The sequence below is a fragment of the Seohaeicola sp. 4SK31 genome, assembly GCF_028802875.1.
GTDB lineage: Bacteria > Pseudomonadota > Alphaproteobacteria > Rhodobacterales > Rhodobacteraceae > Seohaeicola.
In genome coordinates, this window is sequence record NZ_JARAMP010000012.1 from 38,494 (window position 1) to 55,334 (window position 16,841).

The following is a 16,841-nucleotide window of genomic DNA, read 5'->3' on the forward strand; positions in this document are numbered from 1 at the left end:
TTTTTCCTTGTAGAAAGGTGGCGGATGTTTCAGCCAGACTCTGACATTCAGCGATTAAGCACGCTGACCGCTTTTCTGAAAGACTGCGGCATTGACAGTTACGAGGATCTTGTCCGCCGCGCCACTGAGGAGCCGGATTGGTTCTGGGGCCGGATCATTGACCATGCCGGTATACGGTTCGGCAAGCCGCACACGGTGCTGCGGGATATTTCCGATGGGCCTGAATCGATCAGATGGGCTGTCGGAGCCACTCTAAATCTGACGGAAACCTGTCTCGACGCACGAATTCACGAAGGTCTTGGCGAAAAGACTGCGATTGACTGGGTCGGCGAAGACGGAAGCCGCCGCCAATGGACCTATTCCGAACTTTCCGCCGAAGTCGCCCGCGTCGCCTCGGCCCTTGACGCGCGCGGGGTGCAGCCTGGTCAGGCGGTGGGCATCTACATGCCGATGATCCCCGAAATCGAGGCTGCGCTGCTAGGTATTGCCCGGCTGGGCGCGGTCGCGGTGCCGCTGTTTTCCGGCTTTGCGCCGCATGCGATCATATCGCGCCTGAAGGATGCGGGTGCCGTGGCGGTGCTGACGGCGGATGCCTCACCCAGACGCGGCAAGCCGGTCTGGATGGAGGCGGTGCTGGCCGAAGCCCTGACCGAGGTGCCTTCCGTTCATACCGTGTTCAGCCTGCGGCGGTTCGGCGGCGCGGTGGCCGATCCGGCCCGCGATCTCGACTGGACCGAAGCTTTGGGCGCCGCCGACCCGGATTTCGCAGCGGTTGCCGTCAAGGCCGAGGACCCTTTCCTCATCGCCTATACCTCGGGCACGACAGGCCGGCCCAAGGGCGTTGTGCATACCCATCTCGGGGTGCAGGCCAAGGCAACGGCGGATATCCTGCTGTGCCTCGACATGAAACGCGATGACCGCCACCTGTGGATGACCGACATGGGCTGGGTGATGGGGCCGCTCACCCTGCTATCGGTGCTGCTGTCCGGCGCCACGCTGGTGCTGGCCGAGGGCGCGCCCTCTATCCCTGGCGATCCCTTCAGGCTGTTGCGCATTGCGTCCGAGATGCAGGTGACCCACATCGGCGTTGCCCCCACGCTGGTGCGGCAATTCATGACGCAAAGCCCCGAGCCACTTTTGGCCTATGACTTGGCACGCCTGCGCATCGTCGCCTCGACCGGCGAGCCCTGGACGGAAGAGGCCTGGCTCTGGCAACTCGACCATATTTGCCGACGCCGCGCTGTGCCGCTGAACATTTCCGGTGGAACCGAACTGTTCGGCGCGATCCTGACCTCAACTGTGCTGCACGAAATCAAGCAGGGCGGTTTTTCGGCCCAGGCCCTGGGTGTGGGCGCGCGCGTACTGCGCGAGGATGGCCACGAGGCCGCGCCGGGCGAGGTGGGCGAACTGGTCGTGACCCAGCCGCCTCTGGGGCTGACCCCGGCGATCTGGGGCGACCGCGAGCGGTATCTCGAAACCTACTGGTCCACCTATCCCGGCATCTGGCGGCACGGCGACTGGGTGCGCCGCGACCCTGACGGCACCTGGTATATCCTCGGCCGCTCGGACGACACGCTGAACATCGCCGGTAAACGCATCGGCCCGCCCGAGATCGAGGCGGCGCTGACCGGGACCGGCGAGGTGGTGGACGCCGCCGCCATCGCCGCGCCCGACGATATCAAGGGGGTGGCCGTGGTCTGTATTTGCGTCGCGGCGCCGGGGGTGTCGCCCAATGCGACGCTTGTCGAACGGCTCAAGGACCGGGTGGGCGAGGTCGTGTCGAAACCCTTCCGCCCGCGCGAGATCCATTTCGTCGAGGCATTGCCCAAGACCCGCACCATGAAGACGATGCGCCGGATCGTGCGCGCGGCCTTCCTTGGCGAGAATCCGGGCGATCTGTCGTCGATCAGCAACCCGAAAACAATCCAGCCCATTGCAGACCTGCGAAAGGATAAGACATGATCACCGTTTTCGGAGCCACCGGCACCACCGGCGCCCCCCTTGTCGACACGCTTCTGGCCAAGGGCGCGACCGTGCGCGCTGTCACCAGCAACCCCGCAAGTCTGGACGCTCTGAAGGCCAAGGGATGCGAGGCCGTCGTCGCGAGTTTCACCGATCCCGCCGCGCTGGCGCGGGCCTGTAACGGAGCAGAAAAGATATACCTGGTCACGCCTGCCCATCTGGACATGCGCCAGTGGAAGGCGAACGTGATCGAGGCCGCCAAGGCCGCGGGCGTGCGCCATGTCGTTCTGGCCACCGGGCTGGGCGCGTCGCCCAAGGCGGGTCTGACCTTTGGAAAGTGGCACTCCGAAACCCAGGAGCTGCTGAAGCAGAGCGGGCTTGACTGGACGTTCGTCCAGCCGACCTATTTCATGCAGAACCTGCTCTGGCAGGCCAGCAACATTGCCAAGAACGGGGTGTACCACGATGATCTGGGCGGCCCTGTAGCCTGGATCGACGCCCGCGACATCGCGGATGTCGCCGCCGAGACACTGACCGCCCCGGGATTTGAGGGCAAGGGTCTTGGGGTGACCGGCCCCGAAGCGCTAACCGGTGATGACATCGCAGCCCTTTTGTCCGAAGTGACAGGGCGAAATGTCACCTGTGCCCCCCTGTCGGCCGAGGATGCGAAAGCGGCCATGGTGGCTGGCGGGATGCAGGATGAGGTCGCCGGAGCCATGGTCGAACTGGCCTCCATAGCGCCCAAGGGCTACCTTGCCGGCATCGAGACAACGGTCAGCGACGTGTCGGGCCGCCCGGCCCGTCGATTTACCGATTTCATCGCTGAGAACCGGGATGCGTTCGTCCAGTGACCTGGCGGCGGCGCCGCTTTATCTTGAAATGGCGCCGCCCCTGAACGCAGCGTCCCAGATCAACCATCTTTTTGTGTTCCGCGATATGGGTGTACTGAGCGGACGTGGAAGCGGGCGGTTCGCGACCGACCTCTTTACCCTTTCGATAACGTGCGACGACAGCGGCGGGGCGCGCGGATCGATGGCACCACCGCGCCCGGGTTTCACGCCCCGCCTAATGCCATTCCATGGTGTCGTGGCCGGGCTACGGCTGTCGTCAAGACCGGAGCGTTTGCCCGAGGCCGAGGAACTGAAACCGTTGGCTTCAGCTCTGGCGCGCGTTCAGCAGAGCGACGAGGCGCTGCCGTTGTTGGTCACTATGCTCGACGAACTTGCAAAGTGTCTGCGTTTTGCCGCGTCACCCGGGCTGTGCAGTGCCCGCACGGAACGACGTAAGGTCCGAGAGGAAACCAGCGTGTCACGACGGCGACTCGCTGCCTCACGGCGCTTTCGGAGGTTGCTTGGACAACTCGCGACGCAGACCGTGTCCCTGACAGATCTGGCGCTGGATGCCGGATATTACGATCAACCTCATATGTCCGCCGCCTGCCGTGCCTTTGCAGGAAAACCACCCCGCGCACTTCGCTTACAGGCGGCACAGTGCGGTTTTGGCCGTTCGCTACAAGATGCGCGCCTCAAGGATCGGCTAATCTTGGTCATCAATGAATGAAATTCAGGAGGGCAGCACGCCATGACGCCATTCGAACCGAAAAATCCTGCCTATGACGCACGCGTACGCGACAGTTTCAATCGACAGAATGTGATGCGCACGCTTGGGATCAGGATTGCCGATCTTACCCCCGGACATATCGTCCTAGAGATGGCCCACAGTGCTGATTTCACCCAACAGCATGGGTTTCTGCATGCCGGAGTCGTTTCGACCGCGCTCGACAGTGCGTGCGGCTATGCCGGTTTTTCGCTGATGCCCGCCGATGCCGCGGTGTTGACGGTGGAATTCAAGATCAACCTGCTCAACCCGGCGGACGGCGAACGGTTTCGCTTCGTTGCCGACGTGGTGAAACCGGGAAGGAACCTGACCATCTGCGAGGCACGCGCCTATGCCACCAAGGGAGGACAGGAAAAGCTGGTCGCGACGATGACCGCGACGCTGATGGCGCTGGTGGGGCGGACGGGCGTGGCGGGGTGACGACCGGGGCCGGGCACCGGGCGGGTCAGACCTTCAACCGGGCTTCGAGGACATGCCGCTGGACCTTTCCGCTGGTCGATCTGGGGAAATCGTCGAATGCGATGAAATGCAGCTCGCGCGGGCGTTTGTAGCCTGCCAGACTTTCGCGGCACAAATTCATCAGCGCATCCGCATCCGGTCGGTCATTGCCGCAGGCGACAAAGGCCACCGGGGCTTCGCCCCATTTCGCGTCGAACGCCCGCACCACCGCCGCTTCGACAACAGACGGATGCGCCAGAAGCACGCGCTCGATTTCCGCCGGATAGACGTTCTCGCCGCCGGTCTTGATCAGGTATTTCACCCTGTCCACAAAGTCGATCGTGCCATCGGGATTGCGCCGGAACAGATCGCCCATGTGGAAGAACCCGTTGCGAAAGTCTCGGGCATTGGTGGCGTTGGCGTTCCAGTAGCCAGAGAACAGCGTCGGGCCGCGCATCGCCATTTCACCGGGCGTTCCGTCGGGAACGTCGCGGTCTTCAGGGTCAACCAGCCGGACCTCGCAGAATGCGCTGATCCGTTTGGACAGTTTTTCGGGTATGACACCGGGCGCGATCAGACCCGCGGTGCCAGGCGGCAAGCCGGTTTCGGTCGCCCCGAAGGAATTCAGGAAGGGCGTGTCCAGAAGGCTGGTCAACTCCGCGATCTGATGTGGAGGCACCAGATCAGCCATCGCGCCGCAGACCTTGATCCCTTTCACCGGCAGCGGGTTGGCGCGCCGCTCGGCGATGAAGGCATCCAACGCGCCCGGCATCATCACGAACCAGCCGATCCTGTGGCGTGACAGCGCCTCATTGATGACGGCAGGTTGCAACCCGTCCACCATCACCACCGTGCCGCCGCGCAAGATCGTCGCCAGCGCATGATCGGTGGACGCCATGTGAAACATGGGCGCCCAGGCGATGAAGCCGTCGCCGGGATCGAGCGCCAGTTGCGCCGCGAAGACCATGGATCTAGCGATATGGGCGCGGTGGCTGATCAGCGCCCCCTTGGGTCGGCCTGTCGTCCCCGATGTGTAAAGGATCGTCAGCCCGGCCTCGGGATCCTCCACCAGGGTTCCGGTGCGCGGATCTGGTTTGGCCCCAGCGATGGCCGCGTCCAGATCCGGCCCGATCTCCATGCATCGGGTAGCGGAGACCGCATGATACGCGCCGCGCAGGCCGGGTTCGACCAGCGCCAGAACCGGCTCGACCAGGTCGATGCAATGCCGCAGTTCATCCGGCGCAAGCCGCCAGTTCAGGCAGGCGACGATTGCGCCGATCCCCGCAGCGGCCAGTTCGGTTTCAAGATATTCCGCCCGGTTGTGGGACAGGATCGCGATCCTGTCTCCGGGCGTGACGCCTCTCGCCAGAAAGACGGCGGCCAGACGATCAACCCGCTCCAGCAACTCGGCGTAGGTCTGCCGTTTGCGACCGTCCTCGGCGGCAAGAACCCTGGCACTGTTCTGCGCGCGGCTTCGAAAGATCGAATACAGATCGGTGCGTCCTGCGCGAAAAACCTCTGGCTGCATCGCATCCTCCCCTCATGCCAATTCAAAGACCCTGCGCCAAACGCACCCCTTCATCAATGGCGCGCAGCGCGTCAAGCTCCGCCGCCTCTTTTGCCCCGCCGATCATCGTGACGGTGACTCCGCGCCCGGCGAGGGCCTCGGCCAGCGCCCGCTCTGGCTCCTGCCCGGTGCACAGCACGATCGTATCGGCGGCGATGACCTTTGGCTTTCCGTCCATGAGGATATGCAGCCCCGCGTCGTCGATACGGTCATAGACCACGCCGCCCATGGCCTCGACCCCGTGTTTGCGCAGCGCGTTGCGCAGGATCCAGCCCGTGGAGACGCCAAGCCCTGCCCCCGGTTTCGAGGTTTTTCGCTGAAGCATGACCACCTTGCGACGCGAAGGTTTCGGTGCCAGCGGATCGCCCGCAAGACCGCCCGACGCGGCGAATGTCGGGTCTACGCCCCATGTCTCGCAGAATGCGTTGGTGCTGTGGACCTCTGCCGATCCGGTCACGAGGAATTCGGCCACGTCATGGCCGATGCCGCCTGCCCCCATCACCACGACGTTGTCACCCGCAGCACGTTCGCCGGACAGGATCTCGGCATAGGTGGCAACGCTCGGATGGTCCACGCCCGGCAGATCGGGAATGCGCGGCGTGACCCCTGTGGCGATCACTACATGGTCGAAACCGGTCAGATCATCCAGACCGGCCCGCTGCCCCAGGCGCAGCGTGACGCCGTGTTTGTGCATCTGGCCGGAATAATAGCGCAGGGTTTCGTCGAACTCGTCCTTGCCCGGCGCCGCACGCGCCAGGTTCAATTGACCGCCCAGCCTGTCATGGGCTTCGAACAAGGTGACGACATGGCCCAGCCGTGCCGCCTCGGCCGCCGTGGCCATGCCCGCGGCGCCGCCGCCGACAACCGCCACCTTCCGGGGTGAATCTGTCGGCGTGTCCCGGAATTCGGTTTCGCGGCCTGCCCGAGGGTTGACCAGACAGCTCACCGGCCGGTCGGAAAAGATAAAATCCAGACAGGCTTGGTTGCAGGCGATGCAGGTGTTGATCTCGTCCGCGCGGCCCTCGCGCACCTTCTTGACGAAATGCGGGTCGGCCAGAAAGGGCCGGGCCATCGAGATCATGTCTGCCTCGCCAGAGGCAAGGATGTCCTCGGCCATTGCGGGCGTGTTGATCCGGTTCGAGGCGACCACAGGAATGGACACTGCGGCCTTCACATTGGCCGCCGCCTGCCGCCAGGCACCTCGCGGAACCGGATAAGCAATCGTCGGCACGCGCGCTTCGTGCCAACCGATGCCGGTGTTCAGAATATCCGCCCCCGCCGCCTCGATCTTGCGCGCCAGTGCCGCAATTTCATCGGCGGGCGCGCCGCCCTCGACCAGATCAGCCGCCGAAATTCGGTAGATGACAAGGAAATCCGGCCCGCATTGGTCTCGCACGGCGCGCACGATCTCGACCGGAAAGCGGTGTCGGTTCTCGGCGCTGCCGCCCCAGTCGTCTTCACGCTTGTTGGTATGCGTGACAGTGAATTCGTTGATGAGGTATCCTTCGGAACCCATGATCTCGACGCCATCGAACCCCGCGGCCTGGGCGTTGGCTGCGGCTTTGGCGAAATCCGCAATGGTGCGGCGAATATCGGCGTCGGTCATCTCACGCGGGATGAAACGGTTGATCGGCGCGCGAATCGGTGATGGCGCCACGCAGCCCTCGATCTTTGCGTAGCGTCCGGCATGAAGCAATTGCGCGCAGAACAGGCTGCCTTCGGCTTGGACCGCCTCGCAGATCGGACGCAGGTGCATGGCCTCGTCCGGGTCGTCGATTCGCGGACCTTCCGGATCGAACAGCCCCTCGGCATTGGGAGAAAACCCTCCGGTGACCAGAATCGCCGCCTCCCCCCGGGCCCGTTCAGCGTAGAACGCGATCTGTTTGGAAATGCCATCGGGCTCGGTTTCCAGCCGTGTGTGCATCGACCCCATGATGATCCGGTTTCGCACCATGTGTGTGCCTGCGCGGATGGGCGAAAGCAGGTTTCCGAAGCTTTCCCTTTGCGTGTTTCCCATTGTGAACATCCTCCTCAAATCTTTGCTTGAACTATATTCTAACATTCGTTAGATTTTTGGGAAGAGTATATTTCGGTCACGGGGAGGAGCGCCGATGCAATTCCAGCCAACAGAGGATCAAAAGGCGTTTCGCGAAACCGCCAAGCGATTCGCCACTGAAAAACTGGCGCCCAGCTATCAGGAGCGCGCAAGCGGCCACACATTTGACCGAGCGCTGATCCGCGACATGGGCGCGCTTGGGCTAATTGGTGCCGATCTGCCGGAGGAATTCGGCGGACTTGGCGAAAGTTCGGTTACTTCCGGGCTGATCGTCGAGGAAATCGCCTATGCCGATTTCAACGCAAGCTATGTTCAGCTCCTCGGCTCTCTCATGGGGGGGATGGTGGCCAAGCATGCTTCCCAGGAGATCGCTTCGGAATGGGTGCCCAAGGTAGTCTCGGGGGAGGCCGTCATTGGCTTGGGCCTGACCGAACCGCGCGGCGGTTCGGACGCGGCGAACCTGATCCTCAAGGCCACGAAGTCCGGCAACGGCTGGCGGCTGAACGGCGAGAAGACCTCGATGAGCTTTGCATCCCAAGCCGATGCGGCGGTAGTCTTTGCGCGTACCGGCGATCCGGACGGCGGCTCACGCGGGGTCAGCGCGTTTTTTGTCGATCTGAACCAGGAGGGCATCAAGCGTACCCATTTCGACGACATCGGCACCAAGCCGGTCGGACGCGGATCAGTGTTTTTCGACGATGTGTTTGTGCCGGCCGAAAGCATGATGGCCGAACAGGACCGCGCTTTCGGCACGATCATGGCGGGGTTCGACTATTCCCGCGCGCTGATAGGACTGGAATGTCTGGGCGCGGCACAGGCATCGGTGGACGAAACCTGGGCCTATGTCCGGGAACGCGAGGCGTTCGGCGCCCCCATCGTGCAATATCAGGGCGTCAGCTTCCCGCTGGCAGAGGCCGAGACGCAACTTACCATGATGCGGCAGCTTTGTTATTACACGCTGGATCTGCGCGACCGCGGCCTGCCCCATACCTCCGAGGCGGCGATGTGCAAGTGGTATCTGCCCAAGACCGCCTGCGAGATCATTCACCAGTGTCTGATCCTGCACGGGCATTACGGATACACCACCGACCTGCCCCATCATCAGCGTTACAACGACGTGCTCGGTCTGCAGATTGGCGACGGCACCGCGCAGATCCAGAAGCTGGTGATTGCCCGCGAGAAGGTCGGGCGGCTGGCGCTGCAGTATGACAAGAAGGCGAAGGGAGTAGCGAAATGAGCGCTCCCGTCGCCGTAACCATCGAAGGTAGCGTCGGCATCATCGAGCTGGCTCGACCAGAGAAGTTCAATTGCTTGTCGCTCAAGGTGCATGAATGCATTTCGAACGCGCGCGCCAGGTTCGAGGCCGAACGGAATGTTCGGTCGATCCTGATCCGGGCACAGGGCAAACATTTTTGCACCGGAGCCGATCTGACTGAGGTGAAGGGCAAACTGAACGATCCCGCCGCGCTGGACCATTTCATCGCCTTTGGCATGAACAACCTGCGCGCACTCGAATCCTCCTCCCTCCCTGTCGTAGTGGCAGTGCAGGGCTTGTGTTTGGCCGGCGGGGTCGAACTAATGCTAGCATGTGACGTGTGTTTCGGAGCCGAAACGGCGCAGTTCGGCGATCAGCATGCGCAATTTGGTCTGATACCCGGTTGGGGCGGTTCGCAGCGGCTGACGCGGCTGATGGGACAACGCCGGGCGCTTGACTTGATGTTTTCGGCTCGCTGGCTGAAGGCCGAGGAGGCCAAAGAGGCGGGTTTGGTCAATTACATCGTGCCGGAAGCGGATCTGCACAAGTCCGCGCTGGAATACTGCCAAAAGATCGCGACCCGGTCGCGTCCCGGTATCGCCGAGATGAAGCGGCTGGCACGGGAAGGTGCGGACCTGGGCATCGACCAGCAAATGCGGCTGGAGCGTGACGCCGCCGTGCGCGCGCTGCCCAGTGATGACGTGGCCGAGGGGCTCGACGCATTCGAGAACCGGCGCGCCCCCGAATTCAAGACTTGAGGAAAACATGGAATTCACTTTGAACGACGAACAACGCCAGATCTACGAATACGGCGGTCAGTTGGCGCAAGAATTCGACAACGATTATTGGCTGCGGCATGCCCGGAAACATGAATTTCCCAGGGACATGTTCCAAAAGATTGCCGATGACGGCTTTCTGGGCATCATGGTTCCCGAAGAATACGGCGGTGCCGGGCTTGGCATGACCGAGATGGCCCTGTTCATGGAAGGCACGGCCAATCACGGCATTCCGCTGCTGATGATGGTGGTCGGCCCGACCATGTCGCTGGCCCATATCGCCAGCCACGGCACCGAGTTCCACAAGAAAGAGCTGCTTCCAGCCGCCTGCCGGGGCGAAATCCAGTTCTGTTTCGCGATCACCGAACCGGGGGCCGGGTCGAACACGATGAAGTCCACCACGCTGGCCAAGCGCCGGGGCAACCGGTTCAGCCTGACGGGGGAAAAGACCTTCATCACCGGGGCCGATGTGTCCGACTATTGCCTGGTTGTGGCGCGGACCAAGCCGCACACCGAGGTCAGCCGCAAGACCGACGGGTTCACCCTTTTTGCCGTGGACCTGAAAAAGAAGGGCGTCGCGCAACAACGGGTGAAGATCTCGATCCCCTTGCCCGAAGAACAGTGGACCCTGTTTTTCGACGAGGTGGATCTGGGTCCCGAGGACGTGGTCGGCGAAGTGGACGAAGGGTTTTCCATCCTGTTCGACAGCCTCAACCCCGAGCGCATCATCCTGGCCGCACTATGCTGCGGCATCGGCCGCTTCGCCCTGAACAAAGGTGTGGCCTATGCGTCCGAACGCAATGTCTTCGGTCAACCCATCGGGGCGCACCAGGGTGTGCAGCACCCGATGGCCAAGGCCTACACCGCCATTGAAATGGCCAGCCTGATGACCCGTCGCGCCGCGTGGGAGTTCGACAACAAGCTGCCGGCGGGGGCCTCGTCGAACATGGCCAAATACTTCGCCGCCGAAGCCGGGATCGAAGCGGTGGACGCCGCACTGCAGGCGCATGGCGGATCGGGTTTCACCGAGGATACCGGACTCTACGAGATGTATCCGCTGGTGCGCCTGTTGCGTACGGCACCCGTGAACCGCGAGCTGTGCCTCAGCTTCATCGGCGAAAAGGTCATGGGTCTGCCGCGGTCCTATTGATCGACGGGCCGGGAATGGAGGATAATATGCAATTTGGAATGCGCTTCCGGCGGGAGGATGCCGCCGACAAGGTAAACGATCACTTCTGGCACCCAGTCGAGGGCACGCCGCTAGAGGAGGTGCGCCGCATTCAGGAAGAGCGGCTGCGCGATCAAATGGCCTATCTCAAGGCGAACTCGACCTTCTATCAGGAGAAGTTCGCCGACGCCGGTGCGGAATTCGGCGATATCCGCACCATCGAAGACCTGCAAAAGCTGCCCTACACATACAAGACCGAGATTCGCGAAAGCCTCGCGGCAGAGCCGCCCTTCGGCAAGCACCGCGCCGCGCCGATGGCCGACATCATCCAGATGCAGGCCTCGTCGGGGACAACCGGCAGCCCCGCATATGTGGCCCTGACCGAATCCGACGCCGAGATGTGGCACGAGATGACGGCGCGCTGTTTCTTTGCCAACGGCGTGCGGCCCGGCGACATGGTGCTGCATGCGTTTTCGCTGGCCAAGGGCTTTGTCGGCGGCATCCCGGTGATGCAGGGACTGCAATACATGGGTGCGATCGACGTGCCGGTGGGGGCTGATGGCGGCGCGGAAAGGTTGCTGCGCGCTTGTGCGGACACGCGCCCGCGCTGTATCGTCGGCGCACCTAACTTCGTTCTGCATCTGGCCGAAAAGGCTCCGGAAGTGCTTGGCTGCAAGGCCAGCGAGCTGGGCGTCGAGCGGGTGATAGTGGGCGGCGAACCGGGCGGCGGCATCCCGGCGATCCGCGCCAAGATCGAAGCGGCCTGGGGTGCCAAATGCACCGAGATGCTGGGGGGCACCGATCTGGGCGTGACCTATTGGGCCGAATGCGACGCGCAATCGGGCATGCATATGGTCAACATGGACTACATCATCACCGAACTGCTCAATCCCGAAAGTGGCGAGATCATTCCTTGGAAAAAAGGCGCCGAGGGCGAGATGATCTATACCGCGATCGGCCGGCGGGCAAGCCCGCTGGTGCGGTTCCGGTCGGGCGATTATATTGAGGTCATCGACACCGAGTGCTCCTGCGGCCGCACCGGCCCCAAGATCCGTTGCACCGGTCGGACCGACGACATGCTGATTGTGCGCGGGGCCAATGTGTTTCCTTCGGCGATCAACAGCGTGATCACAGAAATGGTGCCCGAAACCAATGGTGTCATGCGGATCGTGGCAGATTTCGAAGGCCACACTACTCAGGGCGCGCTGAAAGTGATCGTCGAACGCGGTCCCGGTCGCGATCCATCTGATGACAACGCCCTCAAGAATAAGATTGAGCAGCGCTTGCGCGATGCCCTCGTTTTCAGGGCCGACATTCGCCTGGTCGCGCCTGATACGTTTGAAAAACCCGGCGCAGCTAAGGTCGCCTTTGTCCTCAGAAAGTACCCGGACCTGCCATGACGAAAATGAAATCCCTTCTCGACACCGGGTCCGACGACTTCCGGAAAAACGATGCGCTTTACCGGGAAAAGGTCGGCGAACTGCATGCGCTTCGGCTGCTACAACGCGTCGGCGGCCCGGAAAATGCGCGGGAACGGCATGTCAGCAAAGGCAAGATCCTGCCGCGCGAACGGGTCGAGCGGCTGATCGATCCGGGAACGCCCTTTCTCGAAATCGGAGAACTCGCCGGGCTGAACAAATATGAAGGCGTGCCACCCGGTGCAGGGATCATCACCGGCATCGGCGTGATCGAGGGACGTCAGTGCATGATAATCGCCAATGACGCTACCGTGAAGGGCGGCACCTATTTCGGCATGACCTGCCGCAAACACGTCCGGGCGCAGAAAATCGCCTGGAAAAACCGTCTTCCGGTGATCACCCTGGTCGATTCCGGCGGGGCGTTTCTGCCGGAGCAGGCGAGTATCTTTCCCGATGAGGGGCAGTTCGGCTCAATCTTCCATCAACAGATCGGCATGTCGGGCGATGGCGTACCGCAGATCGCCGTGGTCATGGGGCCCTGCACCGCGGGCGGCGCCTATATCCCGGCGCTTTGCGACGAGGTGGTGATCGTGCGCGGTCAGGGCTTCATGTATCTGGGCGGGCCAGAATTGACCTTTGCTGCGACCGGCGAAAAGGTCGATGCCGAAACGCTGGGCGGCGGCAAGATGCATTCGTCCGTTTCCGGCGTGACAGACCATCTTGCCGAGGATGACGCGCACGCGCTGGCCATCACCCGCGAAATCGTCAGCCACCTGGGCGAAAAACCGCAGCCGCGCAAGACGCCGACGTCGCCGCGCCCCCCCGCCTATCCGGTCGAGGAGATCTATGGCGTCGTCAGCCGAGACCCAAGGGTGCCGACCGACAACCGCGAGATTGTTGCGCGCCTTGTCGATGACAGCGATTTTCACGAGTTCAAGCCACTTTTCGGCGACACCCTCATGACCGGCTGGGGCCGAATCCATGGCCACGAGGTCGGCATCCTGGCCAACACCGGCGTGCTCTTTGTCGAGGCCGCGCTGAAGGCTACGCATTTCATCAATCTCTGCGTCCAGCGCGATATCCCGCTGCTGTTCCTCGCGGATGTGAACGGCTTCATGGTCGGCCGCGACGTCGAGCAGATGGGCATTGCCAAGGCGGGCGCCAAGATGATCACCGCCATGTCTTCGGCGCGGGTGCCGAAGTTCACCATCATCACCGGCGGCTCTTACGGGGCGGGTTACCTGGCCATGCTTGGCCGCCCGTTCCAGCCGGACGCGATGTTCGCCTGGCCCACGGGCCGGTCCGCGATCATGGGGCCGGAACAGGCCGCCAGCGTGCTAGCGCAGGTGCGCGCCCAGATCAACGAACGCGAAGGCAAGAAATGGACACCCGAGGAGGAGGAAACCTTCAAGGCACCAATCCGCAAGGAATACGAAGATTTCCAGGGGGCCTACAATTTCGCCTCCAACCTCTGGATCGACAGCGTGATCGAGCCTGCCGAGACCCGGGACGTCATGGCGCTGATGCTGGACATCGCTTCGCGCAGGCCCAAGGTCGAAACGCATTTCGGCGTGTTCAGGATGTGAGGCGCAAACCATGAAAATCAAAACGCTTCTTATCGCCAATCGCGGCGAAATCGCCTGCCGAATCGCACGCACCGCGCGGGCCAGCGGCATCACCCCTGTTGGCGTGCATTCGCAGGCCGACGCCAACGCCCTTCACGTCCGTGAGATCGGCAAATCTGTCTGCATCGGCGCCGGTCCCGCATCCGAGAGCTATCTGAAGATCGACGCAGTCATCGCCGCCGCCAGATCCGTCGGCGCCGATGCGATCCATCCCGGTTACGGCTTTCTGGCAGAGAACGCAGATTTCGCCCGCGCGGTCGAAGCCGCAGGCATGATCTTCATGGGGCCGACACCGGAAACGCTGGAACGCTTCGGCGACAAGGCCAGCGCCAAGGACGCGGCGGTTGCTGCCGGCATTCCGGTTGTCTCGGGCGCCCAGGGCGCGCGCTCCAACCCGCAGGAAATCGCACAGGAAGTGCGCAAGATGGGCCTACCGGTGCTGCTCAAGGCGGTCGGCGGCGGCGGCGGGCGCGGGCAGCGGCTCGTGACGGTTGAAGCCACGCTTGTGGAGGACATCGAGGGCGCGCTGCGCGAAGCAAAGTCCACCTTTGGCTCCGAGGGCCTTCTGCTGGAACGCTTCCTGCCCGAGGCACGCCATGTCGAGGTGCAGATCGCGGGCGACGGCAAGGGCCATGTGCTGCACCTGTTCGAGCGCGACTGCACGCTTCAGCGCCGCCACCAGAAGGTCATCGAAGAGGCCCCGGCTTGGGGCTTGCCTCGCGCGCTTCTTGACGAGATCGCGCATGACGCGGTGCGCCTGGGCGAAACGCTCAATTATCGCGGCCTGGGCACGGTCGAATTTCTGGTCGCGGGGGACAAGTATTTCTTTCTGGAGGTGAACCCGCGCATCCAGGTGGAACACCCCGTCACAGAGGCGATCACCGGGCTGGACCTGGTCGCGTTGCACCTGCGCCTTGCGGAGGGCGCGGGCTTGGGGCTTGTTCAGGAGGATCTGCGGATCAACGGCCACGCCGTCGAGGCGCGGCTTTATGCCGAAGACCCGGCCATGCAATTCGCCCCCTCGACGGGCACGCTGACCACGCTCAGCCTGCCCGGCGGCCTGCGGATCGACAGCGGTGTCGAAGAAGGCGACGCGGTGACGCCCTATTACGACCCGATGATCGCTAAGCTGATCGTTCACGCGCCCGACCGGGAAACCGCCTTGGCGCGGCTGGCGACGGCGCTGGACCATATCGCGGTGGAGGGCGTGGAAACTAACCGTGCCTTTCTGACGGCGCTAGCGCGAAACCCCGAATTCGGGCAGATGCAGGTTCATACGCGCTGGATCGACGGCCGGCTTGACGCGCTGACACAGCCGGCCCCCCTTACCCGCCCCGAGCGGTGGAAGGCGGCAGCCGCGATTCTGTTCGTGGCAACGTCGCGCCGCGATGCGGACGTGGATCCCTGGAGCAACCGCGATACCTTCACCGGCTGGCGGCTTGGCCTGGGTGGAGATGCGGTTGAGGCGGAACAGCGCGTGACGCTCACCGATTCCGCCGGTGCATCGGAGGAATTGCGCGTCGGCCCTGTCAAACCGGGTGACAAATACACCGTTATTTCGGAAAACGGCGATGCTACCATGTTGACCGCGCGTGAAATCACGCCGGGTCGATGGCGCCTGAGCGAGGGCGATACCGTCCTTTTGATCGACGCGCGGCTCCACGCCGGGGTGATTGAGATGGACACGCCCGAAGGTCGGCTGATCTTTCGCCCGGCCACGCCGCTGGCCTTTGCCGGCGGCGATGCGGCAGCGGATCGCGCCGTGGTCTCGCCGCTAACCGGCATGATCGTCGAGATCAAGGTGACCGACGGTCAACCCGTCGCCGCAGGCGACGTGATCGCGGTCATGGAATCAATGAAACTTGAAATCTCGATCCGCGCTGCCGCAGCCGGTACCGCCAGCAAGATATCCGTCTCGAATGGTGACATGGTCAATCGCGGCCAGGTCATCGCCGAGATACTGCCATCCGAGGAGCAATGAGATGAGCGACTTTCCCAAATTCGTCGAATTTCGTGAGGAAGGCCCGCGCGAGGGCTTTCAGATCGAAAAGAAGATCTATCCGATCGAACAGCGGATCGAACTGATCGACATGCTCAGCGACACCGGTCTGAAGCGCATTCAGGTTGGCAGCTTTGTCAGCCCGAAATACGTGCCGCAGATGGCGGACACCGGGGAGTTGTTCCAGCGTATCAAGCGCAAGCCGGGCGTGAATTACACGTCACTATGGCTGAACGACAAAGGGTTTCGCAAGGCCCTGACGGCGCATGAGGTCGATATCGACCCGCGCCTGCTGTTTTATCCTTCCGAGGCGTTTGCCCAATCGAACAACAATTGTTCCTCCGCGGAAATGCGGGAAAAACAACGCGACTGGGTTCGTCTTTACAAGGAAGAGGGATATACGATCGACGCGGCCTATGTGATGACGGCCTTCGGCTGCAATCTCGAAGGCCCCATCCCGCAAGAGCGCATCTTGGACGATTTCCGCTTCGTTCTTCAGCTGTGCGAAGAAGAGGACATCCCCGTACCGATCCTTGTGATCGCCGATACAATGGGCTGGGGCAACCCCGAGGCTGTCAAACGAATGATCGGCGCGCTGCGGGAACTGGCACCCAGTGCCCGCATCGGGATGCATATTATCGGGATGCATATTCATGACACGCGCGGGCTTGGCATCGCCAATCTCCATGCCGCCCTGTCGATGGGCGTGGACATGTTCGAAAGTTCGGTCGCCGGTCTTGGCGGCTGTCCTTTCGCGGGCCACGGCCACGCCCGCGCCGCAGGAAATGTCTGCACTGAGGATGCGGTGTTCCTGTGCCACGAGCTTGGCATCGAAACCGGCATTGATCTGGACAAGCTGATCGCAGCGGCGGTCAAGGCGGAAGAGATCATCGGCGTGCCTCTCATGGGCCGGGTCATGCATACCGGCGGGCTCGACAAGTACCGCAAGGCAAACTGAGG

Annotated in this window: 13 protein-coding genes; 11 read left to right on the forward strand and 2 right to left on the reverse strand. The window is 62.8% G+C overall.

Going from position 1 to position 16,841, the window contains the following annotated elements; translation table 11 throughout:
• Nucleotides 1–24 precede the first annotated feature (24 nt).
• The 4 genes from PVW27_RS11445 (at nucleotide 25) to PVW27_RS11460 (ending at nucleotide 3,999) form a co-directional block, all read left to right on the forward strand.
• The gene (locus PVW27_RS11445) at nucleotides 25–1,962 is read left to right on the forward strand and encodes an AMP-binding protein (RefSeq protein WP_274557840.1); all 1,938 of its coding nucleotides are present in this window, start codon (nucleotides 25–27) and stop codon (nucleotides 1,960–1,962) included.
• Complete coding sequence (locus PVW27_RS11450; RefSeq protein ID WP_274557842.1) at nucleotides 1,959–2,813, forward strand: SDR family oxidoreductase; 855 nt, start codon at nucleotides 1,959–1,961, stop codon at nucleotides 2,811–2,813. The genes PVW27_RS11445 and PVW27_RS11450 overlap by 4 nt, the downstream gene beginning before the upstream one ends.
• Nucleotides 2,797–3,522, forward strand: coding sequence for a helix-turn-helix domain-containing protein (locus PVW27_RS11455; RefSeq protein WP_047998034.1), 726 nt, complete (start codon nucleotides 2,797–2,799; stop codon nucleotides 3,520–3,522). Before PVW27_RS11450 ends, PVW27_RS11455 begins: the two co-directional genes overlap by 17 nt.
• Nucleotides 3,523–3,615: 93 nt before the next feature.
• The gene (locus PVW27_RS11460) at nucleotides 3,616–3,999 is read left to right on the forward strand and encodes a PaaI family thioesterase (protein WP_274557843.1); all 384 of its coding nucleotides are present in this window, start codon (nucleotides 3,616–3,618) and stop codon (nucleotides 3,997–3,999) included.
• A 25-nt stretch (nucleotides 4,000–4,024) separates the two neighbouring features.
• Here PVW27_RS11460 and PVW27_RS11465 read toward each other — a convergent pair whose 3' ends face one another.
• The gene (locus PVW27_RS11465) at nucleotides 4,025–5,545 is read right to left on the reverse strand and encodes a class I adenylate-forming enzyme family protein (protein ID WP_274557845.1); all 1,521 of its coding nucleotides are present in this window, start codon (nucleotides 5,543–5,545) and stop codon (nucleotides 4,025–4,027) included.
• Nucleotides 5,546–5,567: 22 nt separating this feature from the next.
• A complete protein-coding gene (locus PVW27_RS11470) occupies nucleotides 5,568–7,601 on the reverse strand; it encodes an NADPH-dependent 2,4-dienoyl-CoA reductase (protein WP_047998140.1) in 2,034 nt (677 codons plus the stop codon).
• Nucleotides 7,602–7,695: 94 nt separating this feature from the next.
• On the opposite strand from PVW27_RS11470, the gene PVW27_RS11475 reads away from it, so the two are divergent.
• From PVW27_RS11475 to PVW27_RS11505, 7 genes are read left to right on the forward strand one after another with little or no spacing between them, the layout of a single operon-like run.
• Nucleotides 7,696–8,877, forward strand: coding sequence for an acyl-CoA dehydrogenase family protein (locus PVW27_RS11475; protein ID WP_047998036.1), 1,182 nt, complete (start codon nucleotides 7,696–7,698; stop codon nucleotides 8,875–8,877).
• On the forward strand, nucleotides 8,874–9,653 hold the full coding sequence (locus tag PVW27_RS11480; protein WP_047998037.1) for an enoyl-CoA hydratase/isomerase family protein: 780 nt from the start codon (nucleotides 8,874–8,876) through the stop codon (nucleotides 9,651–9,653). Before PVW27_RS11475 ends, PVW27_RS11480 begins: the two co-directional genes overlap by 4 nt.
• 7 nt (nucleotides 9,654–9,660) lie before the next feature.
• A complete protein-coding gene (locus PVW27_RS11485; RefSeq protein WP_047998038.1) occupies nucleotides 9,661–10,821 on the forward strand; it encodes an acyl-CoA dehydrogenase family protein in 1,161 nt (386 codons plus the stop codon).
• 26 nt (nucleotides 10,822–10,847) lie between these two features.
• Nucleotides 10,848–12,239, forward strand: coding sequence for a phenylacetate--CoA ligase family protein (locus tag PVW27_RS11490; RefSeq protein ID WP_274557854.1), 1,392 nt, complete (start codon nucleotides 10,848–10,850; stop codon nucleotides 12,237–12,239).
• Nucleotides 12,236–13,843 (forward strand): acyl-CoA carboxylase subunit beta, encoded by a 1,608-nt coding sequence (locus tag PVW27_RS11495; protein WP_073068768.1) that lies wholly within the window; start codon nucleotides 12,236–12,238, stop codon nucleotides 13,841–13,843. The genes PVW27_RS11490 and PVW27_RS11495 overlap by 4 nt, the downstream gene beginning before the upstream one ends.
• A 10-nt stretch (nucleotides 13,844–13,853) precedes the next feature.
• Entirely contained in the window at nucleotides 13,854–15,863 is a 2,010-nt protein-coding gene (locus PVW27_RS11500; RefSeq protein WP_274557858.1) for an acetyl/propionyl/methylcrotonyl-CoA carboxylase subunit alpha, read from the forward strand.
• Between the two features lies 1 nt (nucleotide 15,864).
• A complete protein-coding gene (locus PVW27_RS11505; RefSeq protein ID WP_274557859.1) occupies nucleotides 15,865–16,839 on the forward strand; it encodes a hydroxymethylglutaryl-CoA lyase in 975 nt (324 codons plus the stop codon).
• Nucleotides 16,840–16,841: the final 2 nt, after the last annotated feature.